Source organism: Dyella sp. 2YAF14 (assembly GCF_052114725.1).
Lineage (GTDB): Bacteria > Pseudomonadota > Gammaproteobacteria > Xanthomonadales > Rhodanobacteraceae > Dyella.
On sequence record NZ_JBFRFH010000001.1, the window covers coordinates 85,928 to 102,261 of the forward strand.

The following is a 16,334-nucleotide window of genomic DNA, read 5'->3' on the forward strand; positions in this document are numbered from 1 at the left end:
CCGTGATTGTGTTCGACCGCCGCTCATGGCCGACCCGGATCGTGAAGACCCAGGCCCGGGCTGGCCAAAAAGATCCATATCGCGTGTGGAACGTGATACATAAAGACGCCGGGGTCGCTGTCCGAAGGAAGGACCCGCCCCGCACGCCGGTAACAGGGGACCGGCAGCAAGGGGGGATATGTCGATACGCGGGCTCATCGTGGTGTTGTTCACCTGGATGTGCGCCATGTGCTTTGCACTGGCCGCACAGGCGACGCCTGCGCGCTCCGCTATGCCGACCCTGCAGGTAGCGTCGCTGGTGCCGCTCAAGCCGGCGCCCACGCCAGCACAGGTTATCCACGGCGGCATGGATGGACGTTTCCTGCCCAGCCGCTCGACGCATACGCCCAATGCGGTGGAGACGCAGCGCTGGTATCGCCTGACCATCGATCGCGACTGGCACGAGACCAGTTCGCCCGTGCTCAATTTCACCGGCGCCACCTATATACGCATCACCGTGTATGCGCCGCCGGACTATCAGCCGCACGAGCTGTGGTTTGCCCAGACCGATCAATTGGCGCGTTACTCGCGCCATCACCTGGCGCTGGAATTGCCGCATGACTTGCGCGCCGACCAGCCGATCTATGTGCAGATCGCCGCCGACAACTTCACGCGGCAGATCCGCGCCGACATCACCGACATGGCCACGTATCAGGCGCAGGACCTGACCCACGTGCGCCTGACCACGCTGTTCTCCAGCGTGCAGTTCACCATGATTCTTGCCGCGCTATGCCTGTGGCTGGTGTTGCGCGATCGCGTGCTGCTGTATTTCATCGGCTACACCGGTTGCCAGCTGATGAACCAGCTGCTGATGAGTGGCGAGATGTACGAACTGCCCGGCGGTTCGCTGCTGGTGCCGCTGGGCACGCATGCGCCATGGCTGTTCGTGGCGCTCAGCGCGCCGCTGCTGTTCTCCTTCATCCTGGAATTCTGCGAGCTGCGCCAGATCACCCCGCGCCCGGCGCGCGCACTGGGTTATATGCGCTGGCCGTACGTGCTGATCGCCGCCCTGCTTTGTTTCCCGTTTGCGGAGCGCATGCATCTGCTGGCCAGTGCGTACAACCTGTGGTTTATCGTCACCTCGCTGTGGGCCTTGGGCACGATCGTGCTGGCTGCGTCCCGGCATGGGCGGCAGGCTCGTTTTTTCCTGGTGGCGTGGTTGCCCCAGGTGCTGCTGACCGTCATGCGACTGGGCCAGATCTTGCTGGCGCTGGACCAGCCTCGCTGGCTGGAATACGGCCTCCCGTTTGCCACTGCGTTCTGCAGCATCGTGGTGACCATCGGTTTGGCTGATCTGTCCTTGCGCGCGCGGCGCGAACGCGACGTGGCGCACCACCTGGCCGACCACGACGCGCTCACCGGCCTGCTCAACCGGCGCGCCCTGGTCGCCAGGCTGCATGAGGCCGTCACGCAGGCAAGACCAAAGCATCAGCCACTCGCGCTGATCTTCCTGGACTTGGACCACTTCAAGTCGGTGAACGACCGCTATGGTCACCAGACGGGCGATGCCTGTCTGCGCGCGGTGGCCGCTGCCATCGCCGACGAACTGCGCCCGACGGACAGCCTGGGCCGCTACGGCGGCGAAGAGTTCGTGGCCTTGCTGCCGGCCACGACGCATGAGCAGGCGATGGCGGTGGGCGAGCGTATCCGCCGCAGCATCGAATCACTGCATGTGCACTCGCGCGGCAACTCGCTGCAGACCACCATCAGCATGGGCGTGGCCAGTCTCACCGGACCTGCCGATACGGCGGACGATCTGATCGCCCGCGCGGATGCGGCGCTCTATCGTGCGAAAACCCAGGGACGCAACTGCGTGGTTGCGCACTCGCCGTTGACCGCCGTGGCGGGCTGATTCCCGTTACGGCGTGACGCCATAGGCCCAGCGAAGGAACACCGGCAACATGCGCTTCCAGGTGGCCTGGTTGTGTTCCCCATCGGGCAGCAGATCGTAGACGACCTCGTCCGCTTGCGACGGCTGGTCGGGGTGATCCGTCTCGATGCGATAGCCCAGATCGCGCAGACCCCGCCGGTGCCTGCCATCGGGTGCCGCAAAACCGTTGATCACGTCCTGCAGATCTTCGACGGCATCGATGGTGCCGTTATGGTTGCGGTCATTGGTTTCTTCATGGCCGCCCACGGCAAACCAGAAACGCAGCGGCTTGCGCTGCCCGGCACGATCCACCATGGCCTGCGCCAGGCGCGTGCTTTCCACCGCCTGCGCATCGCTGCGATCGGCCGCCAGCCAGAACGATGGCGAGAACGCGCCCACTTGTCCGAACACGTCCGGGTACTCCCAGCCCAGGCTGAACGCATTGAGCGCACCCAGCGACCAGCCGAGCATCGTGCGCCCTTGAGCCGAAGCCTGCGTGCGGTAATGCGCGTCAACATAAGGCACCAGCGTGCCGGCGAGCCATGCCGAGTAATCGTACGCACGCGCTCCGATCGGGCCGATGCGCGAGCCTCCCACGATGCTTTGCCGACGTGCACGATCGAACAGCCCATAGCCCGACGCACGATCCTTGAGCATGTCCACCGCCACCACGATCACCGGATGGATCGCGTGTTGCGCGTAGAGCGTTGCAAGCGTCTGTTGCAAGCCAACCGCGTCCATGTCCTGCCCGTCGTTCGCGTACAGCACGGGATAACGCGCGTCCGAACGCGTGTAGCCCGGAGGGAGGTAGACCGTCACCTTGATCTGCTCGGGCGCGAACGCCTTCGCGTCCAACACGAGTTTTACCGGCGGAGGCAGCGCTTGCTCCTCGGCCTGTACCGGCAGCGGCCTGACCAGCGCTCCAGCGAGCAGGCAAATCGCCACACTTTTCCAAACTGCACGCATCACCATCGCTCCGCCGCCCTCAGCGCTCATGCACCACGATCCGTTTCCAATGTGCGCACCTCGTCCCGGTGCCCGGCCGCCGATCGACCACTTACCCAACCGAACAATGCAATGCCAACGATGATCATCACCGCGCCAAACGCTGAGTAACCATGCGGCCACGCCTCGCCCAGAAAGCTCGCACCAATCACCGTGGCGAACAGCAGCTCGGCCGCCTGCATCGCTTCCACCGCCGCGAGTGCGGTGGGCTCCGAACGAACCATCGCCGTGGCGCGGAAAAACAACACCGTGGCAATCACGCCCGACGACAAGGCCACGCCACCCGCGAGCAGGATTTCGCGCCAGCCCGGCGGGCCCACCGCGATCCACGTCACCACGGCGAGGATCAGCCACAGCGGCCAGCTGCACAGCGTCATGCCGAACACGCGCTGGGTGGCGCCTATCTGCGCGCCGCTGTGTTCCAGGTGCAGCAGCACCATGCGGTTGCCCAGCGGATACATGAAGGCCGAAAACACCACGGCCGCCATCGCCAGCCAGTCGCTGGCGCGCAGCTCGCCTTGCGCGTGCCCCCATTGCAGCGCGAACACGCCGGCCACGATCAACACGCCGATCGCCACGCTGCGCCATGCCAGATGCCGGCGTGCGTCGCGATAAATCAATGGCGCTAGCAAAGGGCCCGCCAGCACGGTGGTCTGGAAACTGCCTGCCACCAGCCAGGACGGACCGCTATTGGCCGCCCACGTCAACGGCAGACCGAACAACACGAATCCCACCGCGCTCCATAACAGCCATGCGCGCGGATAGCGCTTCAACTCGTTCGGCAATTCGCCCAGGCCACCCTGCCAGGGCAAGGCAATGGCCAGCAACGGCAAGGTGATGAGATAACGCAGGATCACTGCCCACGCCCAATGACCGCCGCCTGCCACCAGGCTGCGGTTGAGTACATAGGTCATGGTGAAGAACAGCGCCGCGCACAGCGCCAGTCCCACCGCGGCGATAGCGTTGGAGCGCATCGGCAGGCCGTGGTCGAAAACACCGAGTGTCGCAGACGCGCGGGCGTTTTCGAAGGCCGCTGGCGGCCCGAAGCTCGAATCAGCCGGCAGTGGCCGGCGCCAATGGCAGTTGCAGAGCGACCCGCAACCCGCCGCCGTCGACATTTTCCGCGTGGATGTCGCCGCCATGCGCTTTGACCACGCGCTGGACGATGGCCAGCCCCAGCCCGTGCCCGTCGGCGCGCGATGCATTGCTGCCGCGGAACAATGGCCGGAACAGCGAGCCAAGCTCCGCCTCCGGCACGCCGGGCCCGTTGTCGCGCACGGAAACGTCGACACGTGCGCCCACGGTCTGCGCCATCAGTTCGACCCGCCCGCCTTCGGGGCTGAACTTGATCGCGTTCGCGATAAGGTTGTCCAACGCCCGCTCCAGCAGCAGCTCGTTGCCGGATACCACGACCGGTGCGCCGTCGAACAAGGCCAAGGTGATATGGCGCGCGGCGGCTTCCAGTTCGGCGCGTCGCACGCTTTCGCGCAAGAGCGCGGCCAGGTCCACCGGTTCGCGGTTCACGCCGGGGATACCACCTTCGAGCCGCGACAGCGCCAGCATCTCGCCGGTCATATGGTCGAGGCGGCCAATTTCCTGTTCCGCCTGCAGGAAATATCGCGCGGCTTCTTCAGGCGTGCTGCGCTGGGCGAGATCGAGGATCAGGTGCAGACGTGCGAGCGGTGAGCGCAATTCGTGCGAGAGGTCTTGCAGCACGCTGCGATCGTGGGCGACCAGGGCCTCGATGCGTTCGGCCATCGCATCGAAATCGCTCGCGAGCTGGGTGAGTTCCTCCGGCGCGCGGCGCCCCTGCCCTTCGACGCGCGCGGACAATTCGCCCGCCGCCATGCGCCGCGTGGCCTTGCTGATCGCTTCCACCGGCTTGGCCACGCTGCGCGCCACCCACCAGCCGACGAAGCCGATGAAGAGCAGCGAGAGCCCGCCCTGGAACGCCAGGAAAATCGTCTGCCGCGTCTGCTGGCGCAGGCGCGAATGCGTGCGGCTCAGCGCCACCAGTTGGCGAACGCGGCCGTCGCTGCCACGTATCTGCTGCACGGCGAGATAAAGATTCGGCCATGGCTGCAGCACCATGTCGCGCTTTTCTTCCAGCCAGCTCGGCAGCGATTCCTGCATGGACGGGGGCATGCGGATCGGCGACAGCGCCTGTCCGTTTTCGTACAGCGTCGCCTCGATGCCTTCGCGCCGCTGTTGCAGCGACCACTCGGTGAGCGCCGTCGGGCCGCCCGCTTCAAACGCCTGATCCGCGCCTTGCGCCACGGCGGACCAGTTGATCTCCACCGCGGTGCTGTATTCGATGAAGCTCTGCGTGAGAAAGATACCCAGGGCCAGCGCCAGCAGGTTGGCGGCGCAGAAGCTGATCAACACGCGCCAGTAAAGCGAGCTCTTGAACGGACTCACGCGCCACCCGCCACGAGGCTGTAGCCCGCACCGCGCACGGAATCGATGCGTGGCGCCTGCGGCGACGCTTCGGCCAGCTTGTGGCGCAGACGGCTTACGTGCACGTCGATGCTGCGATCGAAACGCTCGAGCTCGCGGCCCAGCGCCATGCGCGTGAGCGTGGACTTATCGACCAGCTCGCCGGTGCGTTGAGCGAGTGCGAGCAGCAGCTGGAATTCCGCGCCTGTGAGCGACAACTCCTGCTCACCCACATAGGCGCGACGCTCGCCCGGCTCCAGTCGCAGCACGCCCACTTGCAGCGTGCCCGCCGTGGCCGGCGTATTGCGTCGCAGCTGGGCACGCACGCGCGCCAGCAATTCACGCGGCAGGCAGGGCTTGGTGAGGTAATCGTCCGCGCCCAGTTCCAGACCGATTACGCGATCCACCGGCTCGCCCTTGGCCGACAGCATGATCACCGGCAGGCGATGCTTGAGGCGCAGCTCGCGCAGCGTGTCCAGGCCGTCGCGCCCCGGCATCATCACGTCGAGGATCAGCAGGTCCGGGCGCGTCGACGGGTTGTGAAGCTGCGCAAGGCCGGCCTCGCTGTCGTGCGCGACATCCACCACGAAGCCCTCGCGCCGCAGGTATTCAGCCAGCAGTTCAGCCAGTGCGCGGTCGTCGTCAACGATGAGGATTCGGGGCATGTCGGGGATTTTTCTGGTGCCTGGAGGGCCATTCAAGCGGTGCGAAGGAACTTGCTCCACCGGCTTTACCGTTCTTTACCTTCCCGCAAAGAACATACACATAGCGCTGTCGTCAAATAGGCACCACGCAAGACCCCTCCACCACGACACAGGTAATCCCCATGCGCAAGAACATCTCTCTCGCTCTGGTGCTCGCTTCGGCTGTTGCTCTCGCTCCGTTCGCCATCGCCTCCGCTCAGGACGGTGGCCCGCACGGTGGTCACGGTCATGGCCACGGCGCGTTTGAGGCGTACAGCAAGCTGAACCTTAGCGACGCCCAGAAGGCCAGCATCAAGCAGATCATGCAGAGCTCCTTCTCGCAGGGTAAGGCCCAGCGTCAGGCGCTGCGCCAGCAGCGTGAAGCGTTCGAGCAGATGGCTCCGAATGCTTCCGGTTACCAGTCCGCGGCTACCGCCCTGGCCCAGGCCGAAGGCGCCGCCACCACGGCCCGCGTGCAGCAGCGCGCCGCGATCCGCGCCCAGGTCTACGCCATCCTCACCCCCGCCCAGCAGGCCCAGCTGGCCACCTTCAAGGCCCAGCAGGTTGCACGTCACCAGCAGTGGGAACAGTTCAAGGCCACGCACCCGACCTCGGGTTCGTCCTCGGCCCAGTAACGGTTCGGACGACGGCATAACAACGTAACGGCGCCTTCTCCGCGCCAGGTAAGAAACTCGGCGCCAGCCTGCATGCTGGCGCCGTTTTTTTGTGGGACCTCAATCCCCTTGTAGGAGCGCACTTGTGCGCGACCGCGGAGTCACGTGGGTACCGCTCCGTAGGTTTGTCGCGCACAAGTGCGCTCCTACAACAGGCTAATCGGCGATCAATCGGCCTTGAAGCCTGCCTGTTGCGCCGCCGGCACGAAGACCTTGTGCGCATAACTCTCCGGCTTGCTGCCCACGGCCACGCCGCCATGGATGCGCGACTGCTGCACGTCGCCGAAGAACCAGTACGGGAACGTCGGCTCCAGAGCGCTCGCTTCGTTCAAGCGGGCACGCAAGTCGGCCGGGATGTCGAACGACAGCGCAGCGAGGTTGTCATCCAGTTGAGCCAGCTTGGTGGCGCCGACGATCACCGAGGCGATGCCCGGCTGCGTGGCCACCCAGTTGAGCGCGACCTGCGCCATCGGCTTGTCCAGCTTGGCGGCCACCTCTTCCAGCGCGGCGACGATCGCCCAGTTGCGTTCGGTGAAGCGGTCGAAACCCGGTGCGCCCGAGATCTTCGCCAGGCGGCCGTCGCCCGCTGCACCGGGCTTGTACTTGCCCGACAGCAAGCCCATGCCGAGCGGACTCCACGCGGTGATGCCCATGCCCAGTTCGGCGGCCATGGGCACGAATTCGTGTTCCATGTGGCGCTCGATCAGCGAGTACTCCAGCTGCAGATTCACCAGCGGAGTCAGCGCATGCGCCTCGGCATACGTCTGCGCGCGCGAGGCGTACCAGGCCGGCACATCCGACAGGCCCGCGTAGCGGATCTTGCCGGCGCGCACCAGATCATCGAGCGTGCGTACGACCTCTTCGGCGGGCGTCAGCCGGTCCCATGTGTGCAGCAGGTAGAGATCGATGTAGTCGGTGCGCAGCCGGCGCAACGAGCCTTCCACGGCGCGCAGGATGTTCTTGCGGCCGTTGCCGCCGGCATTGGGGTTGCCGGGCTGGGCGTTGTAGCTGAACTTGGTCGACAGCACGACGCGGTCGCGGGTGCCGCTATCGGCCACGAACTGGCCCAGCAGCTCCTCGCTGGCGCCATCGGTATACAGGTCGGCGGTATCGATGAAATTGCCGCCGGCCTCCAGATAGCGGTCGAACATGGCGCGGGCGGTGTCCTGCGCCGCTCCCCAGCCCCAGTTGTCACCGAAGGTCATGGTGCCCAGGGCGAGGCGGCTAACGCGCAGGCCGGAGCGACCGAGGGTGTAGTAGGCATCGAGCGACATGGCGAACTCCCGTGATGGTGGCTGGTGCGGATGGGCAGAGCATGCGCCTTGCCATTACGGGGAAAAATCCGCATCTTGTGCATGCTTTATTAAGCGAGGCTAATTAATGGCTCAGGACCACGCCACCGCCCTGCGCGCCTTCCGCCTGATCGCCCGCCATGGGAGCTTCACCCGCGCCGCCGCTGAGCTGGAGGTCACCCCTCTGCGCTCAGCCAGACGCTGCGGCAGCTGGAAGACCATGTGGGCGTGCGCCTGCTGCACCGGACCACGCGCCGCGTGGGGCTGACCGAGGCGGGCCACGCCTTCCTCGAACGCATCGCCCCCGCCTTAAGCGAAATCGACGACGCCATCGACGCCTTGCGCCAGCACGGCGACCGGCCCGCCGGCACGCTGCGCATCGCCGTACCGCAGATGGTGCTCGATCACCTGATCGCCCCCTGCGTGGCCTCCTTCATGCGCGCATGGCCGGAAGTGAAGCTGGATATCCAGGTCGAGAACCGCCTCACCGACTTGATCGCCGATGGTTTCGACGCCGGCATCCGCCTGGGCGAACGCCTGGCGCGCGACATGGTGGCCTTGCCGCTGGGCGGCCCGCAGCGTGCCGTGGTGGTGGGATCGCCTGCGTACTTCGCCGCGCACGGACGCCCCATCCATCCGCGCGACTTGTCCACGCACGACTGCGTGCGCTTCCGTTTCAGCAGCAACGCGATCTATCGCTGGGAGTTTGCGCACCCGACGGGCGCGTCCAAGGGACAGTGGTTCGAACTGGACGTGGACGGCCCCATCACCACCAACGACCCCAGCATGGCGATACGCGCTGCCATCGACGGCCTGGGGCTCACGCATATGGTGGAACCCTCCGTGCGTGCAGCGCTGGCCGATGGCCGCCTGCAAAGCGTGCTCGACGACTGGTTGCCGCCGTTCGACGGCTTCTATCTCTATTACCCCAGCCGGCTGCAGGTGCCCCCGAAGTTACGCGCCTTCATCGAGCACCTGCGCCAGCACTGCGCTGTCCTGGCGACGGCTCACGAACGCCAGTGACCGGAAATATAGACATTGCCCGGGGCGTAGTAAGCCGGCACCCAGACCCGCGCTGCATAGTGCGGTCGCGGCGCCACCACCACGCAGCCGGTGAGTGACACGCTCGCGCTGAACATGACGGCGAGGCCGAGACCGATCAGCATGAGTCGACGCATGGTGTTCTCCTTCGGGTGGGTTTGATCCGGAGAACGCCGGTCTCGAAAAACCCGATGACGCGAACACCCGCTTTTGATGGCTGCGATTCATCGAAATCGCAGCCACCGTTCATGCTGACTTGATCCTTGCGCGTCAGTGCTGCTGGGCGAGCCGTTCCATCACCGTGCGGTAGCGCGCGGCGATGCGGTCTTCATCGCGATGGGTGAAGCCACGCACCATCCATTCGCCGCCCACCATCACATCGCGCACCAGCGGCGCGTTGCCGGCGAACAGGAAGCTGTCGATCAGCGAACGTTCGTCGCGTGCGGCAAGCAAGGGTGCGCGATCGTCCAGCACGATCAGATCGGCGCGTGCGCCCGGGCGCAATTCGCCGATCGGCAATCCCGAAGCCGTTGCACCGCCGCGCAAGGCGGCGCGCCACAAGGTCTCGCCCACGCTGTCGCCCTGATGACGTCCGGCGATATTGCGATGACGCGTCGCCAGGCGCTGGCCGTATTCCAGCCAACGCAATTCTTCCACCGGCGACACGGAGATATGCGAATCGGAACCGATGCCCAGCGTGCCGTTCGCATCCAGATAAGCCGCCAGCGGAAACAACCCGTCACCGAGATTCGCTTCCGTGGTGGGGCACAGACCAGCCACGGCGCCGCTACGCGCGATCTGCAGCGTTTCCTTGTCGGTCAAATGCGTGGCGTGGATCAGCGTCCAGCGTGCATCCACCGGGGCGTGATCAAACAACCATTCCACCGGACGCGCGCCGCGCGTGGCCAGGCAATCCTGCACCTCGCCGATCTGCTCGGCGATATGGATGTGGATGGGGCACTTACTGGCCGCATCGTTGGCGAGCACCGTACGCAAGGCATCCTCCGGCACCGCGCGCAGCGAATGCAAGGCGATGCCGACACGCAGCTTGTCGCTCTCGTGCTTGCGCAGGCTTTCGAGCAGGCGCAGATAGGACGGCACGTCGTGGCCGAAGCGGCATTGCCGCGGCGCCAGCGGACGGCCATCGAAACCGCCGCTCATGTACAACACCGGCAACAAGGTCAGCGCGATGCCTGCCTCGCGCGCCGCTTCGATCAAGGCCAGCGACATCGCCTCGGGCTGCGCGTACGGCGTGCCATCGGGCTGGTGATGCAGATAGTGGAATTCGCAGACCTGCGTGTAACCGCTCTTGACCATCTCCACGTAGAGCTGCGCGGCGATGGCCTGCAATTCGTCCGGGCCGATGGTGGCGGCGAACGCATACATGGTTTCGCGCCAGGTCCAGAAGCTGTCGTCGCTCTTGCCCTTGCGTTCGGCCAGTCCCGCCATGGCGCGCTGGAACGCATGCGAATGCAGGTTGGGCATGCCGGGCAGCACCCAACGGCCGAGGCGCTCGGCGTGCCCTCCCGATCCCTCGACCAGCATGCCGCCATCATCGATATCCAACACGGCGTCAGAGCTCCAGCCCTGCGGCGTCCAGAGTCGGTCGGCGGCGTAGCGGGTCGGGATGGTGGCTGCCATGAGCAAGCTCCGTAAGGACAGACTTCGAGTGTAACCGCTCGCCACCCCGCGCCGTTCACATCGCTGCGGCATAATGCGGCAATGGCCAAAAAATCTCAGGAACGCACGCCCAAGCTGCTGGTCAGGCAGGCCAAGGCCGCCGATGTACCCGCACTGGTCGACCTCACCGCCCGCGTCTATACGCCCGAATGGGGACACTCCGCGGAAATGCTGCGCTCCCAGCAGACGCACTTCCCGGAAGGCCAGTTCGTGGTCGAATACGAAGGGAGGATCGTCGGCTATTGCGCCACGTTCCGCATCGACGAGAAGACCGCGCTCGCCCCGCACACATGGATGCAGATCACCGGCGGCGGCATGGCCTCACGCCATCGCCGCGACGGCAACTGGCTGTACGGCATGGAAGTGGTGGTGCATCCCGATTACCGCAATATGCGCATCGGCCAGCGTCTATACCAGGCGCGCAAGCGGCTGTGCACTGATCTGAAACTGCGCGGCATCGTGTTCGGCGGACGCATTCCCGGGCTTGCGCGCAATCTGCATCGCTACGGCAGCGCCGAGGCCTATGTGCAGGCCGTGGTCGAAGGCAAACGCCGCGACCTCACGCTCAGCTTCCAGCTCAGCAACGAATTCGAAGTGGTCGGCTTGCTGCGCGGCTATGTGCCGTCGGACTATGAGTCGCTGGGCTATGCGGCGCATCTGGTGTGGCGCAATCCGCAGCTGCTCGATCACCCGGATATCCCCTCGATTCCCTCGACGCAGCGCCTGCCCGACATGGTGCGCGTCGCCTCCGTGCAGTACCAGCAGCGGCGCATCCGCTCGTTCGAGGAATTCGCCACCCAGGTCGAATACTTCACCGACATCGCCGCCGACTACAACGCGGACTTCGTCACCTTCCCCGAACTGATCACGCTGCAGTTGCTGTCGATCGAGAACGAGGAGCTGTCGCCGGTCGATTCGATCCGCATGCTCAGCCAGTACACGCCGCAGGTGAAGGAGCTCTTCAGCCGGCTGGCCGTGCACTACAACATCAACATCGTGGCGGGATCGCACCCGACCGAACAGGCCAACGGCGACATCCACAATGTCTGCTACGTGTGCCTGCGCGACGGCTCGATCCATGAGCAGGAAAAGATCCACCCCACGCCCAGCGAACGCACCGTGTGGAACATCACCGGCGGCGACACCGCGGCCACCATCCAGACCGACTGCGGCCCGATCGGCGTGATGATCTGCTACGACTCGGAATTCCCCGAAGTGGCGCGTCATCTCACCGACCAGGGCGCGCTGATTTTGTTCGTGCCGTTCTGCACGGACGTGCGCGAAGGTTACCTGCGCGTGCGCTACTGCTCGCAGGCGCGGGCGATCGAGAACCAGTGCTACGTGGTGCTGTCCGGCAACGTGGGCAACCTGCCAGGCGTGAACAACTTCGATATCCAGTACGGCCAGAGCTGCATCCTGACGCCCAGCGATTTTCCGTTTGCACGCGACGGCATTGCCGCCGACTCCACCCCGAATATCGAAACCGTGCTGTTCGCCGATCTGCACCTGGAAAGCCTGGCGCGCGCACGCAATGCCGGCGCCGTGCAAAACCTCAAGGACCGCCGTTTCGATCTTTACGAAACCCGCTGGACCCGCAAGTCCGAGCCGTCCTCGTGAGCGACGCCGACAAAGAACCCGCCCGCCCGTCGCCCGTCGCCGGGCGTTTCCAGCAACTGGCCGGATCGGAATTGTTTTCGCCGATCCAGTGGCGGCGTCGCGTGCTGTTCTGGGGCGGCGCGGTGCTGGTCGGACTGGCGGCAATCGGCTTCACCCAGGCGGCCGACTGGGCGTTCAACACGTTCCACGGTGTGGTCACGCGCAACCGGTTCTGGGCTTTCCTGATCACACCGGTCACGTTTGCCCTGCTGGCGTGGCTCACAGAAGGAGCACTCAGGCCAACGCGAGGCTCAGGTATTCCTCAAGCGATTGCCGCGCTGAAAGTCGAGGACGAAGGTTTTCGGCAAAGCCTGCTTTCCTTGCGCATCGCCATCGGCAAGATGGGCCTCACGCTTGCCGCACTGCTTGGCGGTGCATCGGTGGGACGCGAAGGTCCAACCGTGCACGTGGGTGCGGGTTTGCTGTACTCGCTGGGACGTCGCTTCGGTTTCGACGAACCTGCTGCCGCCGGGCGTTTCATCCTCGCCGGCTCCGCTGCCGGCCTGGCGGCCGCATTCAACACGCCGCTGGCGGGCATCGTGTTTGCGATCGAAGAGATGAGTGGCTCGTTCGAACATCGCGTGAGCGGCATTCTGCTCACCGCGGTCTTCATCGCCGGCCTCGTTTCGCTGGGTATCCTCGGCAATTACGCCTACTTCGGCCATTTCGACATCGGCCTGCCATTGGGCAAGGCATGGTGGGCGGTGCTCGCCACGGGCATCGTGTGTGGACTGGCCGGTGGTTTGTTCGCGCGCCTGATTCTGCCCAGCGATACCGGCTTGCGCGGTGTCGTCGGTCGGCTGCGCGCACGCCAGCCGGTGCTGTTTGCGGGAGCTTGCGGGCTTGCGCTGGTCTTGCTCAGCCAGCTGACGAATACCGGTTTGTACGGCACCGGCTATGCGCAGGCCAAGGACATCCTGCAAGGCCACGCCGATACGGTGTCCAGCTTTGGCGTGCTGAAGTTTCTCGGCAACATCGCTTCGTACTGGGCAGGCATTCCCGGCGGCATCTTTTCGCCGGCGTTGGCCGTGGGTGCGGGGCTGGGCAATAACTTGTGCGCCATCCTGCCGGGGGTTGATCCGTCCGCGGTCGCCCTGCTCGCCATGGCCGCTTATCTGTCCGGCGTCACCCAAGCGCCGCTCACCGCCACGGTGATCACGATGGAGCTTACCGACAACCAGCAGATGGTCTTGCCGATCATGGCCACTTGCCTGCTGGCGCGCGCTGCTTCGTCGCTGCTGTCGCGCAAGCCGGTCTACCGCGCGCTGGCGGACAAGCTGATCGAAGGCTATGAACTGGAGCGCGCGCGACGTGCCGCTGAAGAAGCGCATGACGACGAAGTCTTCAACGATGCGCCACCGATCGTGGAAGATCCCGCGACGCCCCTGCTTCCGCCGGAATCCACTTCTCCTGACAAACCCACTGATCACCGACCGTCATGACGCCACGCTGGGACTCTCTGCTGATCAACGCAACGCTGGCCACTTTCGCTGGCGATAAACCGTATGGCTTGATCGAACACGGCGCCATCGCGATGCATCAAGGTTGCATTGCATGGGTAGGACCGGAGGCGTCGCTGCCAGGCGATGCCAGCTCGCTCGCATCGCAAGTGGAAGACCTCGGCGGCGCGGTGGTCACGCCCGGCCTGATCGACTGCCATACGCATCTGGTGTTCGGCGGCAACCGCGCGCATGAGTTCGACCTGCGCCTCAATGGCGCCACCTACGAAGAGATCGCGCGCGCCGGCGGCGGCATCGTGTCCACGGTGAAAGCCACCCGCGCTGCCAGCGAGGACGAGCTGTTTGCCCAAGCGTTGCCGCGCGGCCATGCATTGATGGCCGATGGCGTCACCACGCTGGAAATCAAATCGGGCTACGGGCTGGATCTGGAAACCGAGCGCCGCATGCTGCGCGTGGCGAGGCGTCTGGGCAAAGCGCTGGGCATCACGGTGCGCACAAGCTTTCTGGGCCTGCATGCACTGCCGCCCGAATATCGCGAAGATCGCGAGACCTATGTATCCCTGGTATGCGACGAGATGCTGCCTGCGCTTGCCGCCGACGGCCTGGTCGATGCGGTCGATGCCTTCTGCGAAAACATCGGCTTCACGCTCGAGGAAACGCGCCGCGTATTTGATCGTGCCACGCAGCTGGGTTTGCCCGTGAAGCTGCATGCCGAGCAGCTTTCCGATCTCGATGGCGCGGCGCTGGTCGCCCGTTATCACGGTTTGTCCGCCGACCATCTCGAATATCTCAGCGACAGCGGCATGCGCGCCATGACTGCCGCGGGCACGGTGGCGGTATTGCTGCCGGGAGCGTTCTACGCGTTGCGCGAAACCAAGCTGCCGCCCATTGCCGGCTTGCGCGAACATGGCGTGGCCATGGCCGTCGCTACCGATTGCAATCCGGGCACCTCGCCCCTGCTCTCGCTGCGGCTCGCCGCCGGCATGGCGTGCACGCTGTTCCGTCTCACGCCTGAAGAGGCGCTGCGCGGCGTCACCGTCCATGCAGCGCGAGCGCTCGGTCTCAGCGACCGTGGCACGCTTGCGCCCGGACAGCGGGCGGATCTGGCCGTATGGAACGTGAACCAGCCTGCGGAGCTGTGCTACTGGATCGGCGGCAGCCATGCCCTGCGCAAGGTGTTCATCGGCGGCGAGGCCCAGGCGGCCGCCTGAGCGGTTTTCAGGCAAAAAAAAGCCCCCGCTCAGCGGGGGCCTTCTTGTGAAGTCAGGCGCTTAGGCCGACTTCTTCTTCGGCGCGGCCTTCTTGGCGGCAGCCGGCTTGGTCACGGTCGTCTTGCTACCGGCTACGGCCGGCTGCAGCGAGTGAGCGCGGCTATTGCCGTAGCTGCCACGGTAGGTCTTGCCACGACGGGTCCTGCGATCGCCCTTGCCCATGAGGGAACTCCTTGATTCGTTAGGGTGAATACGGCCAACCATCGTATCAGCGACGGCCCAAAGCGCAATAGTCAGCGACAACCGGGGCCAGCGCAGCCGCGCAGCTCGTCGGGACAGCGCTCGACGTCGATCTGCACCGTAACGTGCTGAATGCCGAAGCGTTCGGCCAGCACGCCGTTGATGGATCGGATCGCCGTCACACTGCTCGCACCCTCGTGCAATTCAGCGTGCAAGGTTGCCATGCGCGAACCCGAAGCGAGCTGCCATACGTGCAGATGATGCACATCGCGGATGCTTGCGTCGGCGCCACGCAGCGCCTCCGCCACATCGCCGGTATCCATGCCCTCGGGCACGCCTTCCAGCAAGATGTGCGCGGAACGGCGCAGCAGGCGCCACGCGCTGTTGAGGATCAGCAGCGACACCAGCAGCGACAGCACCGGATCGGCCCAGTTCCAGCTCAGCCAGCGCACCAGCAGCGCGGCAGCGACCGCGCCCACCGAACCGAGCAGGTCGCCCAGCACGTGGAGCGTCGCGCCAGCGAGGTTGACGTCGTCGTGCGCGTGTCCGTGCAGCGTGCTCAGCACCAGCACATTGGCCACCAGGCCGATCAGTGCGACCACCAGCATCATGCCGGACAGGATATGGGTGGGCTCGAACAGGCGCGTCACCGCTTCGTACGCAATAAACGCCACCAGTACGAACTGGGTGAGTGCATTGACGAAGCCGGCGAGCACTTCAAGACGCCCGTAACCGTAGCTGCGACGCGCGTCGGCCGGTCGACGGGCAAACCATGCGCCGGCCACGGCCAGCAGCAGCGCCAGCGAGTCGATCAGCATATGGCCGGCGTCGGCCACCAGCGCCAGCGAGCCGGACCAGAAACCGCCAACCGCTTCCACCACCATCATCACGGTGGTGAGCACGAATGCGAAGATCAGTTTCTTCTCGCGACCACTGATGCCGCCATGCGCGTGGTCGTGACCATGCGCATGACCGTGGGCATGGTCATGGGCGGAATGATCGTGGCTGTGGGCGTGGGCGGAACTCATGCGCAAATGCTAGGAATCA

At 65.3% G+C, this 16,334-nt stretch carries 15 protein-coding genes and 1 pseudogene; 7 read left to right on the top strand and 9 right to left on the bottom strand.

The genetic code is table 11. The features are described from left to right. Positions 1-178: 178 nt before the first annotated feature. Positions 179-1,891 carry a sensor domain-containing diguanylate cyclase gene (locus AB4Y82_RS00425; RefSeq protein ID WP_441603439.1) on the top strand — a complete coding sequence of 571 codons (1,713 nt, stop codon included), beginning with the start codon at positions 179-181 and terminating at the stop codon, positions 1,889-1,891. A 6-nt stretch (positions 1,892-1,897) separates the two neighbouring features. Here AB4Y82_RS00425 and AB4Y82_RS00430 read toward each other — a convergent pair whose 3' ends face one another. The 4 genes from AB4Y82_RS00430 to AB4Y82_RS00445 all read right to left on the bottom strand — a co-directional run bounded on the left by AB4Y82_RS00430 (position 1,898) and on the right by AB4Y82_RS00445 (position 6,015). Further along, positions 1,898-2,905 carry an alpha/beta hydrolase gene (locus AB4Y82_RS00430; protein WP_441603440.1) on the bottom strand — a complete coding sequence of 336 codons (1,008 nt, stop codon included), beginning with the start codon at positions 2,903-2,905 and terminating at the stop codon, positions 1,898-1,900. Next, on the bottom strand, positions 2,902-3,888 hold the full coding sequence (locus AB4Y82_RS00435; protein ID WP_441603441.1) for a multidrug resistance efflux transporter family protein: 987 nt from the start codon (positions 3,886-3,888) through the stop codon (positions 2,902-2,904). The genes AB4Y82_RS00430 and AB4Y82_RS00435 overlap by 4 nt, the downstream gene beginning before the upstream one ends. Before the next feature lie 79 nt (positions 3,889-3,967). Further along, entirely contained in the window at positions 3,968-5,332 is a 1,365-nt protein-coding gene (locus tag AB4Y82_RS00440; RefSeq protein WP_441603442.1) for a sensor histidine kinase, read from the bottom strand. After that, positions 5,329-6,015, bottom strand: a complete 687-nt coding sequence (locus AB4Y82_RS00445) for a response regulator (RefSeq protein WP_441603443.1) — start codon at positions 6,013-6,015, stop codon at positions 5,329-5,331. The genes AB4Y82_RS00440 and AB4Y82_RS00445 overlap by 4 nt, the downstream gene beginning before the upstream one ends. A gap of 161 nt (positions 6,016-6,176) precedes the next feature. Here AB4Y82_RS00445 and AB4Y82_RS00450 point away from each other — a divergent pair, with 161 nt between their 5' ends. Then, on the top strand, positions 6,177-6,668 hold the full coding sequence (locus tag AB4Y82_RS00450) for a Spy/CpxP family protein refolding chaperone (protein WP_441603444.1): 492 nt from the start codon (positions 6,177-6,179) through the stop codon (positions 6,666-6,668). Between the two features lie 206 nt (positions 6,669-6,874). Here the strand turns inward: AB4Y82_RS00450 and AB4Y82_RS00455 are convergent, their stop codons facing one another. Next, the gene (locus AB4Y82_RS00455) at positions 6,875-7,981 is read right to left on the bottom strand and encodes an aldo/keto reductase (protein WP_441603445.1); all 1,107 of its coding nucleotides are present in this window, start codon (positions 7,979-7,981) and stop codon (positions 6,875-6,877) included. 106 nt (positions 7,982-8,087) lie between these two features. Between AB4Y82_RS00455 and AB4Y82_RS00460 the strand changes: the two are divergent. Further along, positions 8,088-8,221 (top strand): annotated as a pseudogene (locus AB4Y82_RS00460) (LysR family transcriptional regulator); the annotation flags it as partial. Continuing rightward, a complete protein-coding gene (locus AB4Y82_RS00465; RefSeq protein WP_441611131.1) occupies positions 8,222-9,022 on the top strand; it encodes a LysR substrate-binding domain-containing protein in 801 nt (266 codons plus the stop codon). Here the strand turns inward: AB4Y82_RS00465 and AB4Y82_RS00470 are convergent. Both AB4Y82_RS00470 and AB4Y82_RS00475 read right to left on the bottom strand, forming a co-directional pair. Next, positions 9,007-9,177, bottom strand: coding sequence for a hypothetical protein (locus AB4Y82_RS00470; protein ID WP_441603447.1), 171 nt, complete (start codon positions 9,175-9,177; stop codon positions 9,007-9,009). The two genes, AB4Y82_RS00465 and AB4Y82_RS00470, sit on opposite strands and share 16 nt — an antisense overlap. Before the next feature lie 133 nt (positions 9,178-9,310). Further along, a complete protein-coding gene (locus AB4Y82_RS00475) occupies positions 9,311-10,681 on the bottom strand; it encodes a formimidoylglutamate deiminase (protein ID WP_441603448.1) in 1,371 nt (456 codons plus the stop codon). An 81-nt stretch (positions 10,682-10,762) separates the two neighbouring features. Between AB4Y82_RS00475 and AB4Y82_RS00480 the strand changes: the two genes are divergently transcribed. From AB4Y82_RS00480 to hutI, 3 genes are read left to right on the top strand one after another with little or no spacing between them, the layout of a single operon-like run. Beyond that, entirely contained in the window at positions 10,763-12,337 is a 1,575-nt protein-coding gene (locus tag AB4Y82_RS00480) for a GNAT family N-acetyltransferase (protein ID WP_441603449.1), read from the top strand. After that, the gene (locus AB4Y82_RS00485; RefSeq protein WP_441603450.1) at positions 12,334-13,818 is read left to right on the top strand and encodes a chloride channel protein; all 1,485 of its coding nucleotides are present in this window, start codon (positions 12,334-12,336) and stop codon (positions 13,816-13,818) included. The genes AB4Y82_RS00480 and AB4Y82_RS00485 overlap by 4 nt, the downstream gene beginning before the upstream one ends. Then, positions 13,815-15,047 carry an imidazolonepropionase gene (gene hutI / locus AB4Y82_RS00490; protein ID WP_441603451.1) on the top strand — a complete coding sequence of 411 codons (1,233 nt, stop codon included), beginning with the start codon at positions 13,815-13,817 and terminating at the stop codon, positions 15,045-15,047. The genes AB4Y82_RS00485 and hutI overlap by 4 nt, the downstream gene beginning before the upstream one ends. Before the next feature lie 60 nt (positions 15,048-15,107). Here hutI and AB4Y82_RS00495 read toward each other — a convergent pair whose 3' ends face one another. After that, the gene (locus tag AB4Y82_RS00495) at positions 15,108-15,269 is read right to left on the bottom strand and encodes a 30S ribosomal protein THX (protein WP_121879330.1); all 162 of its coding nucleotides are present in this window, start codon (positions 15,267-15,269) and stop codon (positions 15,108-15,110) included. 71 nt (positions 15,270-15,340) lie between these two features. After that, positions 15,341-16,315, bottom strand: coding sequence for a cation diffusion facilitator family transporter (locus AB4Y82_RS00500; RefSeq protein WP_441603452.1), 975 nt, complete (start codon positions 16,313-16,315; stop codon positions 15,341-15,343). Positions 16,316-16,334 lie beyond the last annotated feature (19 nt).